This window comes from Natrinema zhouii (assembly GCF_013456555.2).
Taxonomy (GTDB): Archaea; Halobacteriota; Halobacteria; order Halobacteriales; family Natrialbaceae; genus Natrinema; species Natrinema zhouii.
The window spans coordinates 865124-882133 of record NZ_CP059154.1 but is presented as its reverse complement, the minus strand read 5'-3'; the positions used below and the strand labels follow the sequence as shown (position 1 = coordinate 882133).

Below are 17010 nucleotides of genomic sequence, written 5' to 3'. Positions count from 1 at the left end.
TGACGAGTGTCGGGTCCAGATTCTTGTAGCTCCTCATACTGGAGCAGGATATGGTGGACAGGGACACCACTTCAATTTACGAGGAGTTTGGTGAGAATCGATTACCGCCCGGACAGCGTCGAACTGAACGTTTCCCGGTGCTCTCGAAGAGCGCAACACCCTCGTGGAATATGGACACATGGGAGTTTACGGTGACTGGTGCCGTCGAAAACGAGCTATCGTATTCGTGGGACGAGTTCAATGCCCTTCCCCAGGAAACGCAGCGCCAGGATTTCCACTGTGTAACCGGCTGGAGCCGATTTGATAACGAGTTTACCGGTGTGACGTTCCTGTCGATCGCCGAACGAGCCGGCGTCTTAGATGATGCTGAGCACGTTCTGTTTCGCGCTCTGGATGGATACACGACAAATCTCCCGCTTGACGAGTGTCTGCGTGATGAGGTGTTGTTCGCCCTTGAACTCGAGGGACAACCACTTCCGTCGGAACACGGTGGACCGCTTCGCGTTGTGACGCCACAGTTATACGCGTACAAAGGTGCTAAGTGGGTCACGAGCGTTGAGTTCCTTTCTGAGCCCAAGCGAGGGTACTGGGAAACACGCGGCTACTCGAACACTGCAAATCCTTGGGAAGAAGAACGGTATAGTACGTTATAAACTGTTGAATAGGGAGGCTACGATACTTGAGGCTAAGCAAGTCGATCGATTATTGGGTTGGCAGTTGGGCCGACTCCAGACAACGGATCGGTCAGGTCCATCGTTCGAGGCCGGACAGGACGAGTGCAGCCGTCGCTCCAATGCCGTTACTCGCGGCGTCGGCCAGCGAGGCGACGCGGTCGGGCCGGAACAGTTGGCCGGCTTCCATGAGCGCTCCGTACCCAATTGTCACGACGAGCACCAGCAGGGCCATGCGGGCGATCGTCCGTTCATAGCTTCGCCGCTCGTCGGTCTGAGGCGATGTCGTCTCGCGGTAGTCAAGCGCGTACTCGAGGCTGAGTGCGAGCGTTGCGTAGGCGATCGCGTGACGCGGGTCAAACCACGCGAGGTCACTGGGGATGGTCGTCGCCTGCATAGTGTCGGCTCCGGTCGATGGTGGTATCTCGAGCGTGATCGGTGGCGGCGCTGTGACGACCGACCAGTAACTGATGAGACCGGCGACGAGCACGGCCGGTATCCATCGGAGTGCTGACGACCAGCGAGGGAGGCGAACCACCACAAGGGAATCGTGCTCCGCCGTCGGAGATAGTAAGGCGGCGACTGTCGCCTATCAGGAGCTTGTTACTCCGCGATGGTTCCCGACCTCGCACCCTGCTTCTGCTTCGTGATGACTTTCGAGTATTCCTAGCGCGGTCGTCGAACGTCTCTCGAGCCATATCTGGAACGTGACAATTCGGTAGTAAGTGGCCGATGGTTCAGTATCGGTTGACCAGAAGGTTCTTGCTTCTATACTTGTCACGTTCAATCGATGAACGCAGTCGTACTCGCCGCGGGTGAGGGAACGCGGCTTTGCCCGTTAACGGAAGACAAACCCAAGGGCATGGTCGAAGTCGACGGGAAGCCGATTCTCACTCACTGTTTCGACAACCTTGTCGAGCTCGGCGCGGACGAGTTCGTCGTGGTCGTAGGGTATCTCAAGGAGCGGATCATCGACCACTACGGTGACGAGTATCGCGGCGTGCCGATCACGTACGCTCACCAGCGCGAACAGAAGGGGCTCGCTCACGCGCTGTTGACCGTCGAAGAGCACGTCGACGACGACTTCATGCTGATCCTCGGTGACAACATCTTCGACGCGAACCTCGAGGCAGTCGTTCGACGCCAGCAGGAGGAACGTGCGGATGCAGCGTTCCTCGTCGAGGAGGTGCCCTGGGAAGAGGCTTCGCGCTACGGCGTCTGTGATACCAACAAGTACGGCGAGATTACGGACGTCGTCGAGAAACCCGACGATCCGCCGTCGAATCTCGTGATGACCGGCTTCTATACATTTACGCCGGCAATCTTCCACGCTTGTCATTTGGTGCAGCCATCGAACCGCGGCGAGTACGAGATCAGTGAAGCGATCGACCTGCTGATTCAGAGCGGACGGACGATCGATGCGATCGGCCTCAAGGGCTGGCGGATCGACGTGGGGTACCCGGAGGATCGCGACGAGGCAGAAGAGCGGCTACAGGCGGACGATGAGGCTGCCGTTTCGACTACGTCCGATTAGCGGAACCGTATCGTCACCTCGTTTTGAGAATCGATGGTCCTCCATTCGACTGCGTCGCAGCTGGTTTCAAGGTCGAAACTGACGAAGTCGATCTCGTTGACATCTACTTCGCGATCGAGTCGATTCTCGAGTGCTCTAGCAACACCTAGATAGGTCGCGTAGCCGTCATCGGTCGGCCGCCACGCTGCGAATTCAAATCAGTCAGTCACTGGGTCACTGGATAGAAGATACCCGATTGCGAGAGTGGCGAGTACGGAGCCAAGCGACCACCGAAACAGGGTATAGGATTCCAATCCTTGGTGGATCGCCCAGCCAACGACGAACGCAAGCATCGCGACGTTGACCTCGCGATAGTTGATTATACCGCCAGCGATGCTGCCGCCGACGAGGCCGAGATAGGCGAAGCCGCCGACGAATCCAGCCTGAAGGAACACTGTGAGATAGGCGTTATGCGGCGAGAAGGAGAAATCACTGTTGAGGTAGGGCTGGATGACGCTACTCATCGGGCCGCTTCCGTGTCCGAATAGCAGCGGTCCGTCCTGGATCGCTCGCAGACTCGCAGACCAGAGTTCGAAGCGGTTCGACGAGGAGATGTCGATGACGTTCATGTACATCCCCGCAAGCAGTCCGAACGCGCCGAGGATGCTTGCGATCACCAGTGGAGGCACGGTGAGCCGACCACCGACTACGTAGGCGGCGTAGATCGCGACGGCGACGGCCGCAGCGAGCATCGATGCCCGAGCGTTCGAGAGGAACACTCCAAGCCCACAGATTCCGGCGAGAGCGACGGCGATACTCGCACCAAGCGGACGTCGAGCGACGACCGAACGGTGAAGTTCGATGACCCCTGCGACGAGGCCGGCGAACGACAAGAGGCCGAGAGAGTTCGGGTTCGGGAAGATCGATTGTATCGTGGTGATGTTCGGATCGAATCCAGGAACCCCTGGGGAGCTAGAGTACTGACGAATCTCAAAGATCCAGAGCGTATAGTCTCCGATGAGGTAGGTGATCAAACCGAGCACCACGATAACCGCCGCTAGACGAGGGAGAAACCAGAGAAAGACCCGCTCGGAGATGAGTCGTGGAATCACCAGGAGATGACACCCCATCACGACTGCAGCCCATATCGGCCATCGGGACTGCGAGCTCGAGGGGTGGAACGCGAGCGTATGGCTGAAATAGATTCCAACGAGTATCGCAAAACAGACAACTGCGACCCATTCACCACCTGTGTACCGTCTTGGGTCGGTAGCAACGAGCAGGGCGGTGACGATACCCAAGAAAACGACGATGATCGCGAACGATCGGCTCGGTCCGAGACCGAGCCCCGGTGAACTGCTCTGATAAAGCATGCTGAGAACGATGAATGCCAGGCCAAGTATCGAGAGGATGGCTGCCTGGAGTTGTTCGGCGTCTCGATAGGTTTTCGCAGCGAGACGGCAACCGAGGGCCGCACTGAGGATGACGGAAGAGGCGGCGAGCTGCCACGCCAATACCGCGTCAGTTGCGTGTGCGGTGATCATCAGGAGCAGATGGATTCCGAACAGCCCGTACGCTACACCATCGGCAAGCCGGCCAGTAGCCACATCCTGAACTAGAAGCGTCGATGATCCCCCCTCGGCGTTACTCACAACTATCGTATTTAAATAGCACAATAAGTATTTAGCGACACTACGATGCCCGAACGAGCGGATCGTACCACTCCCGGTTCTCTCGGTACCAGTCGATGAACTTCGAGACGCCCTCGCGGATGTCGACAGTAGGTTCGTAGCCGAGTACGTCGTTAGCTTTGGAGATGTCGGCATGGGTGTGTTCGGCGTCGCCCTCACGGGCCTCGCCGAACTCGAGTTCGAGGCTCGGGTCGATCTCGTCCCGAACGACTTCTGCGAGCGTGTGGATGTCGATGTTGTCCGTCGAACCGATGTTCATGATTTCGCCGTCGGCGCTGTCGTCCTCGAGGAGGTTGATCGTCCCGTTGACGTTGTACTGGTTGACTTTTTTCGATTCGTCGATGCTCGATCGCACACCCGCCTAGGCCGCCTGGTAGACAACGTCCGCGTCCAAAACGAGGTCGTCGACCAGATGCGCATCAGCGCTGACTGTCGTGATTCTCTCAATTGGTTTCGCGTTCGGGACCAATTTCGGATGGAATTCGCACTCGATCATCACAAACTGGCCACAATCACTATATGGAGGTATATCGCTTTACCAGTCAGTTCAAAGCTTATATGGGTGTGTAGCTCCACCCCATTATCCAATGCTTACCGGGTGGCGGTATCGGTTCGCGAGCGCAATCGGAACGGCATCTCTCGTCGTTGTCGCCGTGCTCGTCGCTAATCACTCGGTCACTCAATCTCTCTTTACCACGGTCGTTCCACTGTTCGATCGTCTCGAGCCGACCATCCTCAGCGGCTCGTCACTTCAGTGGGCGTTGGCGTTGAGCGTCCTCGCGATCGCGGGGGCAGTCTGGCCGCTATTTAAGCCGCGGCCGCGTCGGATCCTCGACACGGTCTTCTCCGTTCAGAAGCGTGTCCTCGTCGGCGGGCTCGCGCTGGCGACGCTGGGTTACTTCCAGTGGTCGCATCGCCTGCCCCGAGCGACGCTCGTGATGATCGTCGGGTCGCTTTCGGTTGCGCTTCCCGCCTGGTTCCTCCTGATTCGGGCCCGGCCGAACGACTCCGATGGTCGGACGCTGATCGTCGGTGACGATCCCGAGCAGATCGATCTCGTTTCACCTGCTGTCGATGCACCCATAATTGGCTACCTTTGCCCGACGATCACCGACGTTCGGGATGAACTGCGGAACATGTCGAACATGGATAGCGAGGCGATCGCCGATGGTGGTGTCGAGTTTCGACACGATGCGACCGCTGAGCTCGAGGACGGTTCGGAGCCGCTCAACGCACTCGACGCATTGCCTCGGCTCGGTGGTCTCTCACGGCTCGAGGACGTACTCGTCGCGTACGATATTGACACCGTAGTACTCGCGTTCCGGAACGCTGACCGCGCGGAGTTCTTCGGGGCGCTGGACGCCTGTCATGAACACGGTGTGAAGGCTAAGGTTCACCGAGAGTACGCCGAGAGCGTGTTGGTCTCCGAGGGTGACATTGGGGAACTCGTGGACGTGGACCTCGAGCCGTGGGATCCGCTGGATCACCTATTCAAACGGATTTTCGATATTGCGTTTGCCGTGCCCGCGCTCGTGGTACTCGCACCACTTATCGCCGCGATTTCGGTGGTGATCAAGCTCGAGGACGGCGGCTCGATCTTCTACCAGCAGGATCGAACTGCGGTATTCGGCGAATCGTTTCCTGTGTACAAGTTCCGGAGTATGATCGAGAACGCGGAGTCCGAGACGGGGGCTAAGATCAGTGAAGAAGACGCTGGAGACGTCGACCCACGTGTGACACGTATCGGTCGTATCCTGCGGCAGACGCATCTAGATGAAATCCCGCAGCTCTGGTCAATCCTCGTCGGCGACATGAGCGTCGTCGGTCCACGACCCGAGCGACCGGAGTTTGATACCGAAATTCAGAACGACGGCGTCGACTGGAGTAAGCGCTGGTTCGTCAAACCAGGGCTGACGGGACTCGCTCAGATCAACGACGTTACCGGACACGAGCCCGCGAAGAAACTCCGGTACGATCTCGAGTACGTCCGTAGTCAATCGTTCTGGTTCGACGTTACGATCGTGATCCGGCAGATCTGGAAAGTGGTATCCGATATTAGAGAGTTCGCTTCTAGCAATTGAGATGGGATTTTCGAGATCCGAAGTAGGGACACTGTTATCGTACTAGGTCTGAATATTATATCGCCCTTTTGTATAATTCTATTGTCGATTCTATCATTTTGTCCTCAAGGAACATTTCCAGAACTCGATTGCGAGCGTTCTCAACGAAGAGTTGGCGGCGTTTATCACCGGTAAGAAGTTCTGAGATCGCGCTGGCGAGGGCATCGCTGTCGCGTGGTGGGACTGTTAACCCGGTTTCACCGTGTTTACTAACCCATGGCACCCCAGTTGGGAGGTTCGTATTCACTATGGGGAGTCCGTGAGCCATCGCTTCGAGTTGGACAATACCGAACGCTTCACTGGGTTCGACCGATGGCAAAACGAACACATCGGCGTCCGTATAGCAAGCTTCCAGCGTCGCGTCATCGACACGTCCGAGGAATTTGACCGATGCATCGCTGTTTGCAGCTTGCGTTTCGAGTTTCTGTCGACGTGGGCCGTCACCGACAACGAGAAGTGTCCCATCGACAGATGACATTGCATCAATCAGGTACTCGACACCCTTGTAGTAGTTCAACCGTCCAACAAAGAGGACGATGGAATCGTCGATATCAATCGATGGTGAATTTGATAGCGGATTAGACATCTCATCAAGTGAGACAGATAGTGGAACAACCGCACAGTTATCACGGTATTGAGAAAGGACCGCAGAGTTGTCTCGTAACCTAGGAGATGTAGTGATGATTTGATCTGCACGATCGAGGAATCGGTGGAGAATCGGTTGATAAACTCGCCCAGCAATCTGTTGCCGGACGATATCGCTGTGATAGGTCACAAAGATAGAAGCGTCGGTCTGGTTGGCGAGTAGTTCGCTAACGGTCGCTAGTGGGTTCGGTAAGTGAATATGGATGATATCAACGTCGTTTAATTCGTGTAGTCGAATCGGATATGTCGGAGACAGTGGTGTTGATAGGAGTGTACCGAGGCTACTAGTCCTTACAACTGGAATTCCGTTAATATGTTCTCGAGTACCGCTCCCGTACCGGGCAGATGCGAGGACAGTTACGTCGTGTCCGTGGTTATCGAGTCCTTCCGCCAGTTGTTGTACGACGTGCTCAATCCCACCAACATGAGGAGCATAGAACTTGCTTACCTGAAGGACGTTCATACTGCCTACCACCTACTCGATTCACTGATGGCAACAGTCGGATATTCCTGCGATACTGATCCACCGAATACTTGTTCATCGATAACTAACATTGGATGAGTTATATTCATTTTCGTGTTCTTTCGCTTGGGGGGTTCTAAATGGCCTTGAGCGAGATGTATTCCTCCCTGTTGAAGGAAACTGCCTATCGAAGAGACGCTGTTTCTCCTAATCTCGTCTCTCGGCTTCCTACTTGCCTTGTTGGCCTTCTCTCTATATGCTTTGCTCAATCCGTCCACTGCAACAACATTCCCGTTAATAAATAGCTCAGCTATACATTTATTTACTGTACATATATCCGTCACATATGTTTTCCTTCCAATCGAAGAAGAAAAACCCAAATATACGCTCTGGATAGGCACCGATATGCATCTTCTCGTCCTCACTGAGGACTTCTATCCGAGCGTAAGTGGCGGGGCGCACGCCCGGTGGCGGTTTGCACAGATTGCCACGCAGCGTGGACACGACGTTACTGTAGTTACCCCCCGTCTCCCGGACACGCCGGTCTCCGAATTCGTCGACAATATTGAGATTACTCGACCGTTCCCTTCTCATCCCTCGTCGCTTCCACCAGCATCATCGATATCGACTGCGACACGGATCGTCCACTCAGGGGCATTGTTCGGTTGGTTACAATGGTGGGCTCGTGGCCGGCGGTTCGATGCTGTCTACTCGGCATCGAATACGCTTCACTGGGTCGCAGCTGCGCTCGGTCGTCAGCGCGGGATTCCGAGCCTTTCGTTCGTCGGATATACGCCATCGATGCGTCCAGAGACACAATCGAGTATCAAACTCGCCCTCGAACGACTCAACTTCTCACACGGTATGGGCGACCACGTGTTTTGCCGTGTTCCGGCCATCAGGGACTTAATCGCAGAACGATCAGAAGCGGATGTCCAACTCATCCACGGTATACTAAACGATGATAGAATTCGATCCGCACACGAGCATGCACAGGAAGCGGAAATTCGATCGACCTACGCCGATCCTGACGAACAACTGCTCGTCGTAGCTGGTCGATTGAGTGAAGAAAAGAACGTTCCCGCTGCAGTCAATGTGCTCCACGAACTTCCGCAGTCATATCAACTCGTCATAATCGGCGGTGGACCACAGCGCGAAGCCGTCCAGAACGCTATTGATCGCCACGAGGAGCACGAACGCGTAACGATGTGCGGAGAATTGTCTCACGAAAAGACATTATCGCTAATCGACGCTGCCGATGGCTTACTGCTGCCATCTCACACTGAAGCGTATCCGACAGTCGCTTTCGAAGGACTCGCACTCGGTTGTACTGTATTTGCAACGCCTGTCGGAATCCTTACTGAGGTCGAACACCCCCGGCTTCATCTCTCTCCTGTCGAGGACTTTTCCAAAGCAATTCAATCGGCATCACTCGACCGAACTCGAGAACTCGATGTAAATACGCTTGAGGAATACTCGATGGAACAGTTTGCGAACCAGATTTTGGGGGCGATCGAGGCGTGACAAACCGAACACCGTTGCTCGTCACTATCGATGTCGAAGGCGTCGTCGAAACCGGGAGTTGCCACAGCGTGGATATACTCGATGAGGTACTGGCTGATTTATCGCTTCCTGCGACGATGTTCGTTACGCCGAAAGTCATTAGAGAGCGGACAGAGACCGTTGAACAGTGGATTGACGACGACCACACCGTCGGTTTGCATATTCATCCTGGACGCTTAGGTGGCGATTCCGATTGGCTCGGGGAATACGGACAAGACGCTATCGAATCGTTCCTTGAAGAAGGTATTGCTGTCTTCGAGTCAAATCTTGGAGAACGTCCCCAAACCTTCCGCGCAGGACGGTGGTCATTTTCTGACGACCTGCTTCGGGCACTTGCTGCGACAGGCTTTGAATTCGATGCATCACACCGGCCAGTCGATCCGTGTGCACCGTATACATCTCATGACGTGGTCGAACTTCCACTATCTGTGTTTGGTTCGTCGATTTTCCGAAGCCAATTCCTTCCATGGAACGTGGAGACGCTCCCTCTTTCTATCGATGCACTACTCGCGAGTAGTTTCCGGAGTATCGCCTGTTACATCGCGACGTGGCGGATATTGGCCACTGAACAACCATATCTCATGGTCGGGCTCCACGATTACGATCTTACTTCCCGCTCTCGTCGGGGGCGTGTCGAGCGGTATCTCGCGAGAGTAAGCGAGTTTACTACCCCAGTTACGATTGACGAGTTCGAGACGAGAATGGCCGAACAAAACCACTAACCCGATTGAGACGACGATACGACTATGGAGCTTACGCTTGACCTCGATGACGAAGTATACGACCAAGTGGTGCGCCGATCGAATCGCCACAACTTCGATTCGCCTGAAGAATATACGACTATTATCATCGAAACTGTAATCGATGAACTAGAGTCCGAAGACGACGCTGGAGCCAACGAAGACGTTCAGGATCGTCTCGAGGACTTGGGGTATCTATAATTAGAGGTCGAGGTCGGCCGCGACGACACGGATTCGTGCCCGCTCCTGTTTCCGCTTCGAGATGTGCTCTGTCCGAACTTCTCTGCGTGCTGAGTCACTATCCGGATCGAATATCGATTGTTGTACTGTTCCGTCCATGTCCGCGGGGATGGGTCGGTCGTGAAGATGTAACAGCGTCGGGGCGAGATCGAGAATCGAAATTGGATCATGGGTTCCGCCGGCGAAGTCTGGTCCCGTTGCGACGAACAAGCCTTGGCGTTTGTTTTCGGCTCGCCATCCTTCTTCGGTCGGTTTAGTAAATATCTCCTCACGTCCGATTCCACCCGGGATGTGCGCGCCTGTCGTCTGATCGATAACCAGATCAGGCGATTCATCGACATAAGACCCCGAATATACTTCTTCGCCTTTGTAGACTGCATCTGAAATCGCGTTTCCGTCGGGGTCGGTCGTCGACTCGAGTTCGGCCTGCAACTGATCTCGAATGCGATCGTACTCGGTCGTCCCGCGATCAGCGGTCAGATAGATCGGACCTTGTCCACTGGCGATCGCATCGGTCGCTTCCCAGTCGACTGCGTCCGTTTTCCCTTCCTTGTTTACCGCACCGGTATTGTCCGGCAAGTACTGCAGTAGTTTCCGCGGAGCAATTCGCTTTGCTAACGCTGTCAGTCCAAGCTTGTTAGTCAACTGAATCAGTCGATCTTTCGTGATACCGGCGCGGTAGAACGTGTCAGCAACGTCGGTATCCGTCGCGAGATACCCGTTCGCTTCGAGCCATGCATTGATATGAAAGACCGTTCGGATCGGATTTGAACCGTGATCGCTCATCAGGACGACGTTGAAGTCACCATCGAGATACTGGCCTAAGTGTTCGTCAATGATTTGCCACCCCTGAAGCGTGTATTCGTCGTCCCAGAGGTAGTGCTGTAGGGAATTAATGTAGAAGGTCGTCACCTGCAGAAACGAGACATCGTGCTCACTTCGGAGCATTTCCGCGGCCGTAAACCGACTGTCGATCAGCTCGAGAATCTCTTCTGCGGCCGCCTCTCGCTCGCCGTCGAGTCGGTGGTGCTTTCGGACGCGATAGTCGAACTCTTCATCCAGACGGGATTCGAGCTCGGATGGATGCGCATAGCCGGTGTTTTTTCCATCTGGCGGGCCAGAGACGAGAAACGAATCGACGTCTTTCGGTGGATACGTCGTCGGGACACCGAGGACACCGACAGGTTCGTCTCGAGCGATGAGTTCCCAGAACTCCGTATTCACGTGCTTTCGGTTCGACGGATAGTGCACTCGACGATTGTCAGTATCGATGTTTTCCCACCAGAAGATCCCGATTTTACCCGGATTCTTTCCAGTCGCGTAGGCTTTCCAGTTTGGCGACGTTACCGGCGGCAGAACGGACTCGAGATCCGCACTGATGCCGCTATCGATTGCTCGTTCGATGTTCGGAAGGTGTCCCGCTTCGATCCAAGGTTCGAGCAATTCGTAGTGTGCGCCATCGAGACCGAAGACGATGGTGGGCCGCGTAGTCATCGGTTGGCGTTTATCTCGGAACGGGAAAAGCTATCTGTTCACCAGTGTTCGAAAAAGCGCTGATAAGCGGGCGCGAGATGTTCGCGAGTGAACGGTGCGACATCGTCGAGCGGGAGAGCTTCGAGATGCATGAGTTTGACGACGAGTTGCGTATCGGTCCTGAAAGTATTGTCAGTCACCGATGCGACATCGCCGACGTCGCGAGCGAGAACCGGTGTCCCGACGGCAAGCGCCTCGAGCAGGACGCGTGGGACGCCTTCGGTCAAGGACGGGTGAACGAGGAGATCGGCCGTGGCCATGTAGTTCGGTACAGCGTCCGGTGGAACGCGTCCGATGATCGAGACGTGATCGCGAGCATGTTGTGGGAGGTCCAGTTCTCGTTCGGCGTCGCCGACACAGACGAACTGGAGGTCATCCCGTTGATTCAGTACTTCTGGGATAATGCGCTCGAGCGTGTCGACACCTTTGAGATGGGAGAGTCGGCCGACGAACAGGACGACCGTTCGATCTCGGGGAACGTCGAGAGAGACCGGATCTGGGTCATCGAATCGCGTTGGATCCACCGTCGGCGGGAGGATCGTGATACGGTCCGGGGAGACGCCGCGAGCGATCAACCGGCGTTTACCGGTCGGTCCGAGCGTGATATGGCGTGTTGCAAGCCGAATTGGGAGTCGTCCGAGTGTAGCGCCGAGCCCGAATGCCTTGAGTCGATCACTGCCTCTGGCAACACGGTACTCGTAAAACCGATCACCGCTATAGCGATAGACGAATGGAACGTCGTGGCGACGTGCAAGAACGCCGGCAATCGTTCCGTGAGTCGGTGGACGGGTAATCTGCAGAAGGACATTGGGATCATGCGTATCGAGATACTGCTCGAGCGCTTGGATTTCACCGCGGTATGTTCCGGAGGAGTTTACGCCAAAAACCTCGAAACCAGTTACAGTTGCGAGGTCGCGTTCAGTTGTGATGATATCGCGATCGACTGGTACCATCGATGCGATATCTTTCAGAACACGACGGACATTCGGTGCCGACGCCGAACCGACGAACACTGCGAGCGGCCCCATCTCGTTCATCTCTTGGATTAGATTTCAGCTCTATCAATTACTGAGTTTCGGTAGGCTCATTAGCGCTCGAGAAATTTCTCAAAGTATCTGTTTAAGTAGTAGTAATCTGTGACATCTCTTATATGGATGATAGTGCTTCCCCTCGTGTCAGTGTTCTCATTCCAACCCTCAATGAAGAAGAGAATATTCAACGTGCGATCGATTCAGTCAAATCCCAGTCATTTTCTGATTATGAAATAATAGTGTGTGATGCTGGTTCATCGGACGATACAACCGACATCGTGAAATCCCAGATAGCCCCGGATCTCCGACTGTTGACCGATACAAATGGGCTAATGTCTCAATATAATACTCTTTGCAACGCTGCCAACGGGGAATATCTCTCTATCTTCGATGCTGATTCAGAGATGCTCTCTGGAAAACTCGAGAAACAAGTCCAGGTTCTGGATGAGAATCCCGCTGCCGCAGCTGTTGGAACTGGGCTACGATTTCGAGATCGATCAGGAGAGGTAGTCCGAGAGCTTGAGGCACCCACAGGTGACGAACTCAAATGGATGGCAATTCGAACCAATCCACTTCATCATACTACTGTTCTCTTGCGATCTGAGGCTGTTGCATCAACTGGTGGCTATCGAAGGCGGCCATTCGGCGATTATGACCTTATGATCCGACTGGCAAAAAATTGGGAGCTAATGAACATCAATGAACCGCTCACCCAAACGATCGAGCGCACCAGCAGAGGAGGCCGAAATTTTTCACCCTCGAGAAGCTTTTATCACAATACCTCTATCGGATTTAGAGCGCTATTGACTATGGATTGGTCCGTAACCGAGGCCCCGATTGCTCTCACAAAACGAGTTGGGGCATCTGTACATCTGGCATATAATATGTTCACGACATAATCACGCAGACGGGCATTAGGGGCAGCTACGCTGCCAGAGAGGAATATGTCTACGAGATTAAAAATAATATCTATGTGGGATAAATCATTTCTGTATGTCGAACACCCGTGCTGATTATCTCAGTAGTACCCAAATCGATCAGAACGAACTGACGCACACAACTGATCTTCCGTCTGGACCTGCTGAGCCACGACTGTCGATTACGACCAACGCAGACCCAGACAAAACGCATCGGGCGACTATACCTGACTCTCGCCCCCGTCTTCAACCAGGATCTCGTACAGCACCCGCTGGTCACGGGTCAACTTCGAGAACGTCGTGTAGATCAATTCCTTCTCGGTCTCGGGGACGACCTCGTGCACGACGGCCAGCGTGACAGTGTCCATGCCACGGTCGCGCACCTCGTAGACGCTGCGCCGAAGGTTGTCGATCGCCCTCCGAAAGGAATGCCATGATCTCGTCAGGCACGACGCCGTCTGCGACACCATGCTCAATGCGCCCCTCGAAAATCGTCTGTAACTGGGCCTCCGTATAGGCCTCGAACTCGATATCCGTATACTCCTCAAGCCAGGATTCGATGCCCATCTCGTGCGAGCGCAAAAAGGGCCGATACTCGTTGACGATACACATCAGCGTCACCTCGGGGATTTTGTGCAACGTCTTGAGCACGTTGTCGTCGGCGATCTGGCCGGCCCCGTCTAAGATCACGATATAGGGGTGCTCGAGACGATTCCGTAGTGTGTCGACCAGCTCGTAACTCGGTGTGTTCGCCAGTCGCGTCTCGCCAAGCCCGGCGAGGAGTTTCGTCAAAATCGCTGTTGCGGAGCTATGGTCCCAACAGTCGATATGCGTGGTCGTGACGTTCACCGGTCCGTTGACGCTGGCGACTGTCGGCTTGAAGCACCCGGTATCTCTCTCAGCGGTCTCGTGAACAGCGTCGATAAGTCAGGAGATAATGAGTTGGGCCGAATGCGTCTTGCCCGCGCCCGATGGGCCATAGATCACCGCGCCGGTCGCGGGGTGACCGTCTTGGATCGGCTGGAGCGTCTGTCGAAGCGCCGTCAACTCGTTTTCGCGGATGTATACCTCCGCGGGTGGGCTCACCGTCTGGAGTGCCTCGCGATTGGTGACGTACCGCATCTTGGTTACTCTCAATATAGGCAAGTAGGAAAGGGATATCTGGAATTTGTCCAATGTGTCTGATAGACTGAGAGGACTGACTCTCGCACCTGCACCAAAAAGAAACTTGGATCGGATTACGAGTCGCTGAAGTCGGAGTCTGCGCTCGCGGCGAACTTCACCCGGAAACCACGCGATCATGCTTGCTGGTCCGAGATCGGGTGAACGATGCGAACAGTGAATCTGGCCGCTCGCAGTTGGTCGTGTACGGCGCGACCGTGATCGACCGGAGCGAGTAGCGACTAGGCCCCCTCTTTCCTAATCAAAAACCACTTATTCCTGTGCCGACAGTAGAAACCAATGTCGAAATTATCGAGGTCTAAACAGATTCTAAGAGAAGACGGGCCAGTGAAGTTAACTAACAAATCATTAAGTTACCTTACGAGGAAAGTACTAGAAGAATACTATAATGTACGCTACACTGCTATTGGAAAACCTGTGCTCCCAATGCAGACGCCTGCTGGTGAGATTAAGTTTGAAGTCGACCCAGAATGGCCGAGATTAGCTTCGATCGCCTCTGGTGGTGTTTATGAACCCATACTGTTACAATCGTTATACAACCGTCTTGATAGAGATAGCATCTTGTACAACGTGGGTGCAAGGTGGGGGTGTATCTCCATTTTTGCTGAGAAATGCGGCCTCCCAAAACACCAAATCCATAGCTTTGAGGCGAACGCCAAGTCTGCTGAAATACTCGAACGAAACCTAGCCGAACACAGGTATATTACAAACGCATTTGTAAGCGATAGCAGCGGGGGGAACCAGATTGTCTTAGACACGTATGCCGATACTCACGATTCACCAACGGTGGTAAAAATTGATGTTGAGGGGGCCGAAATGGCCGTTATTCAGGGTGCGCTAAATCTAATCGCCACAGAGAAGCCGGAACTGTTCATCGAAGTTCATCCTGAGTATCTTCAGGAAATGGGGAGTACGCAGAACGAACTGATCGATGAGCTCGAAAAACACGATTACGAATTAACGATGGTAGACCACCGTTCTGACCGAAATGGCTGGCAGAATATCGATAAGGCGAAACTTCCCTCGACTGGCGATTATCTGCTTCGAGCGGTGTAGTCTCTCCGTTCGGATTTTCTTGCCGCAGCGAGGGAGAACCATCGAAAGAGTCGATTTAAATAGGTTAATTCAGAATACGAAGTATGTATGTAATACAATATTTCTTCTCGTGTTGGCGTATCATTTCCACGCTGAATGAGGTGAACAACATCCAGCGGGCGATTGATTTGGTCCGAGAACCATCATTTGATGACCTCGAAATCATAGTGCCTGATGGTGACTGACAAGGTCCTGCACCGAAACTGACTTGTGCCAGGAATTAATTTCGAGTATCATGAGGCGTATTAGTCTATTATTTATGATGGGTATTTTGTTGACTTCCCTCACAAAGAAAATAGACATAACCATTTCTAGCTCTGTCTTCACCGTGGTTATCATTGGTCTCTATACCACATATTTGACATATATGTTGATATATGACGAAAGGACGTGGAAGGTGCCTAAACGTGAACTGCTATTAGCACTAACTCTACTCATTATCGTAGCGATTAGGATTTTCTCAGGTGGATACTCATCTAAATCTTTGCTATTCTTCCCAGTGTATACAGCAGTAATTCTTCTCACGAACCTGTTTATCGTTCCGCAGGCGGTTTCCTCTGACATACTTTTTGGGACCATTTCCCGTATAACAGCAATTTTTGCACTCCTTGCGATACCGATCTGGTTCTTCGCCCCGATTGATGTCGGTGTCATCAAACTCATTCGGTGGGATGATAGTTTCCTTCAAATTAGTAGCATCTTTGCCAACCCAAATGCGCTTGCTAAATTCGCGATGGTAGGATTCTTTGGCGCACTTTTAGAGTATAATCGGTATCAAACAAACGTCGCGAGAGTATTATTACTCATAACGACAATTGTTGTTCTTTTATCTTACTCCCGGGCAGTGATAGTCGGTATTGTTATCGCAATGATTGTATACTTTATTCAAACTCGTATCAGTTCATCTGCCGCGATCCTATGCGTATCTGGATTATTCGCAGGATTGTTCTGCTTCCTGACCATAATCTACTTTGGATGGATTCCGTTTGTTTTAAATGACATTCACTTTTCTGGACGGTTAATCATCTGGGAAGGGGTAGTGAATTCTCTGAAGGGGGAGAAATTTTGGATTGGGTATGGGTTCATGCCAGCATCAGAAACAATTGATCCATATCTACCTGAACGTTGGCACAATCATGGCCCTCACAACGCCTACTATCGATGGTGGCTCCGCGGAGGGATCGTTACTGTGATAACGTTCCTGCTATTATTCTGGGGGACAATTTTTCGTCATTATCAGGCACCCCAGACAAATCCAGCAATCGGGGCACTAGGTGTCGCATGGGCGATTGTGTTCCTGTTTGATGCGTCTCTTTTGATAGGGGCCGGGATTTTTCCCGTGTTGATATCCCTCTCATTAGGATATCTCATTATGGATACAGCTAATATTGATTCAACAGCACCAGATGTACAATCCTGAGATGAATTTCTCATGGCGGCGCTCGAGAAAATGAGACGTTCTGAAACGGCAGCAAGAGAAACCCATGACTGGTTTCTGCTACGGCGGCGTGCATGGTGCCGCCTGGAGTCCGTTGGTGGGATAACCAGTGAGCACCTTTCCGAAGGGGACATACTCATAGTCGAAACTTATCAGGGGTCGGATGGG

At 53.5% G+C, this 17010-nt stretch carries 16 protein-coding genes and 1 pseudogene; 8 read left to right on the top strand and 9 right to left on the bottom strand.

The annotated features are described in order from the left end of the window. Window positions 1–50 precede the first annotated feature (50 nt). The gene (locus tag HYG81_RS22950; protein ID WP_180841996.1) at window positions 51–653 is read left to right on the top strand and encodes a sulfite oxidase-like oxidoreductase; all 603 of its coding nucleotides are present in this window, start codon (window positions 51–53) and stop codon (window positions 651–653) included. A gap of 91 nt (window positions 654–744) precedes the next feature. Here HYG81_RS22950 and HYG81_RS22945 read toward each other — a convergent pair whose 3' ends face one another. Continuing rightward, a complete protein-coding gene (locus tag HYG81_RS22945) occupies window positions 745–1161 on the bottom strand; it encodes a VanZ family protein (RefSeq protein ID WP_226777518.1) in 417 nt (138 codons plus the stop codon). A 300-nt stretch (window positions 1162–1461) separates the two neighbouring features. Between HYG81_RS22945 and aglF the strand changes: the two genes are divergently transcribed. After that, window positions 1462–2205, top strand: a complete 744-nt coding sequence (gene aglF / locus HYG81_RS22940; protein ID WP_180841994.1) for a UTP--glucose-1-phosphate uridylyltransferase AglF — start codon at window positions 1462–1464, stop codon at window positions 2203–2205. Window positions 2206–2402: 197 nt separating this feature from the next. Here the strand turns inward: aglF and HYG81_RS45540 are convergent, their stop codons facing one another. Together HYG81_RS45540 and HYG81_RS22930 are read right to left on the bottom strand one after the other, a co-directional pair. Next, a complete protein-coding gene (locus tag HYG81_RS45540) occupies window positions 2403–3077 on the bottom strand; it encodes an O-antigen ligase family protein (protein WP_340674431.1) in 675 nt (224 codons plus the stop codon). A gap of 799 nt (window positions 3078–3876) precedes the next feature. After that, window positions 3877–4167 (bottom strand): annotated as a pseudogene (locus tag HYG81_RS22930) (UDP-glucose 4-epimerase); the annotation flags it as partial. Window positions 4168–4462: 295 nt separating this feature from the next. Here HYG81_RS22930 and HYG81_RS22925 point away from each other — a divergent pair. Next, complete coding sequence (locus HYG81_RS22925) at window positions 4463–5956, top strand: sugar transferase (protein ID WP_180841993.1); 1494 nt, start codon at window positions 4463–4465, stop codon at window positions 5954–5956. A 55-nt stretch (window positions 5957–6011) separates the two neighbouring features. On the opposite strand, the gene HYG81_RS22920 is transcribed toward HYG81_RS22925, so the two are convergent. Both HYG81_RS22920 and HYG81_RS22915 read right to left on the bottom strand, forming a co-directional pair. Further along, a complete protein-coding gene (locus HYG81_RS22920; RefSeq protein ID WP_180841992.1) occupies window positions 6012–7103 on the bottom strand; it encodes a glycosyltransferase in 1092 nt (363 codons plus the stop codon). Window positions 7104–7108: 5 nt separating this feature from the next. Further along, window positions 7109–7504 carry a hypothetical protein gene (locus tag HYG81_RS22915; protein ID WP_226777517.1) on the bottom strand — a complete coding sequence of 132 codons (396 nt, stop codon included), beginning with the start codon at window positions 7502–7504 and terminating at the stop codon, window positions 7109–7111. A gap of 4 nt (window positions 7505–7508) precedes the next feature. Between HYG81_RS22915 and HYG81_RS22910 the strand changes: the two genes are divergently transcribed. After that, window positions 7509–8627: a glycosyltransferase family 4 protein gene (locus tag HYG81_RS22910; protein WP_180841990.1), complete on the top strand. Its 1119-nt coding sequence runs from the start codon at window positions 7509–7511 to the stop codon at window positions 8625–8627. Then, a complete protein-coding gene (locus HYG81_RS22905; protein WP_180841989.1) occupies window positions 8624–9388 on the top strand; it encodes a polysaccharide deacetylase family protein in 765 nt (254 codons plus the stop codon). Before HYG81_RS22910 ends, HYG81_RS22905 begins: the two co-directional genes overlap by 4 nt. A 219-nt stretch (window positions 9389–9607) precedes the next feature. Here HYG81_RS22905 and HYG81_RS22900 read toward each other — a convergent pair whose 3' ends face one another. Further along, window positions 9608–11140: an alkaline phosphatase family protein gene (locus HYG81_RS22900; RefSeq protein WP_180841988.1), complete on the bottom strand. Its 1533-nt coding sequence runs from the start codon at window positions 11138–11140 to the stop codon at window positions 9608–9610. Between the two features lie 38 nt (window positions 11141–11178). Next, on the bottom strand, window positions 11179–12132 hold the full coding sequence (locus tag HYG81_RS22895) for a glycosyltransferase family 4 protein (RefSeq protein ID WP_180841987.1): 954 nt from the start codon (window positions 12130–12132) through the stop codon (window positions 11179–11181). 197 nt (window positions 12133–12329) lie between these two features. Between HYG81_RS22895 and HYG81_RS22890 the strand changes: the two genes are divergently transcribed. After that, window positions 12330–13109, top strand: a complete 780-nt coding sequence (locus HYG81_RS22890; RefSeq protein ID WP_180841986.1) for a glycosyltransferase family 2 protein — start codon at window positions 12330–12332, stop codon at window positions 13107–13109. Between the two features lie 294 nt (window positions 13110–13403). On the opposite strand, the gene HYG81_RS22885 is transcribed toward HYG81_RS22890, so the two are convergent. Both HYG81_RS22885 and HYG81_RS22880 read right to left on the bottom strand, forming a co-directional pair. Beyond that, window positions 13404–13976, bottom strand: coding sequence for a Cdc6/Cdc18 family protein (locus HYG81_RS22885; RefSeq protein ID WP_180841985.1), 573 nt, complete (start codon window positions 13974–13976; stop codon window positions 13404–13406). A 78-nt stretch (window positions 13977–14054) separates the two neighbouring features. Further along, the gene (locus HYG81_RS22880; RefSeq protein WP_180841984.1) at window positions 14055–14249 is read right to left on the bottom strand and encodes an AAA family ATPase; all 195 of its coding nucleotides are present in this window, start codon (window positions 14247–14249) and stop codon (window positions 14055–14057) included. Between the two features lie 339 nt (window positions 14250–14588). Between HYG81_RS22880 and HYG81_RS22875 the strand changes: the two genes are divergently transcribed. Both HYG81_RS22875 and HYG81_RS22870 read left to right on the top strand, forming a co-directional pair. Further along, window positions 14589–15365: an FkbM family methyltransferase gene (locus HYG81_RS22875; protein ID WP_226777516.1), complete on the top strand. Its 777-nt coding sequence runs from the start codon at window positions 14589–14591 to the stop codon at window positions 15363–15365. Window positions 15366–15678: 313 nt separating this feature from the next. Then, window positions 15679–16824: an O-antigen ligase family protein gene (locus tag HYG81_RS22870; RefSeq protein WP_180841982.1), complete on the top strand. Its 1146-nt coding sequence runs from the start codon at window positions 15679–15681 to the stop codon at window positions 16822–16824. The last annotated feature ends 186 nt before the right edge of the window (window positions 16825–17010 follow it).

Bases quoted from the DNA above. Each gene is read 5' to 3' on its own strand.
- HYG81_RS22875 (WP_226777516.1), top strand. From the start codon at position 14,589: ATGTCGAAATTATCGAGGTCTAAACAGATTCTAAGAGAAGACGGGCCA.
- HYG81_RS22890 (WP_180841986.1), top strand. From the start codon at position 12,330: ATGGATGATAGTGCTTCCCCTCGTGTCAGTGTTCTCATTCCAACCCTC.
- HYG81_RS22900 (WP_180841988.1), bottom strand. From the start codon at position 11,140: ATGACTACGCGGCCCACCATCGTCTTCGGTCTCGATGGCGCACACTAC.
- HYG81_RS22950 (WP_180841996.1), top strand. From the start codon at position 51: ATGGTGGACAGGGACACCACTTCAATTTACGAGGAGTTTGGTGAGAAT.
- HYG81_RS22925 (WP_180841993.1), top strand. From the start codon at position 4,463: ATGCTTACCGGGTGGCGGTATCGGTTCGCGAGCGCAATCGGAACGGCA.
- HYG81_RS22920 (WP_180841992.1), bottom strand. From the start codon at position 7,103: ATGAACGTCCTTCAGGTAAGCAAGTTCTATGCTCCTCATGTTGGTGGG.
- HYG81_RS22895 (WP_180841987.1), bottom strand. From the start codon at position 12,132: ATGGTACCAGTCGATCGCGATATCATCACAACTGAACGCGACCTCGCA.
- HYG81_RS22880 (WP_180841984.1), bottom strand. From the start codon at position 14,249: ATGCGGTACGTCACCAATCGCGAGGCACTCCAGACGGTGAGCCCACCC.
- aglF (WP_180841994.1), top strand. From the start codon at position 1,462: ATGAACGCAGTCGTACTCGCCGCGGGTGAGGGAACGCGGCTTTGCCCG.
- HYG81_RS22910 (WP_180841990.1), top strand. From the start codon at position 7,509: ATGCATCTTCTCGTCCTCACTGAGGACTTCTATCCGAGCGTAAGTGGC.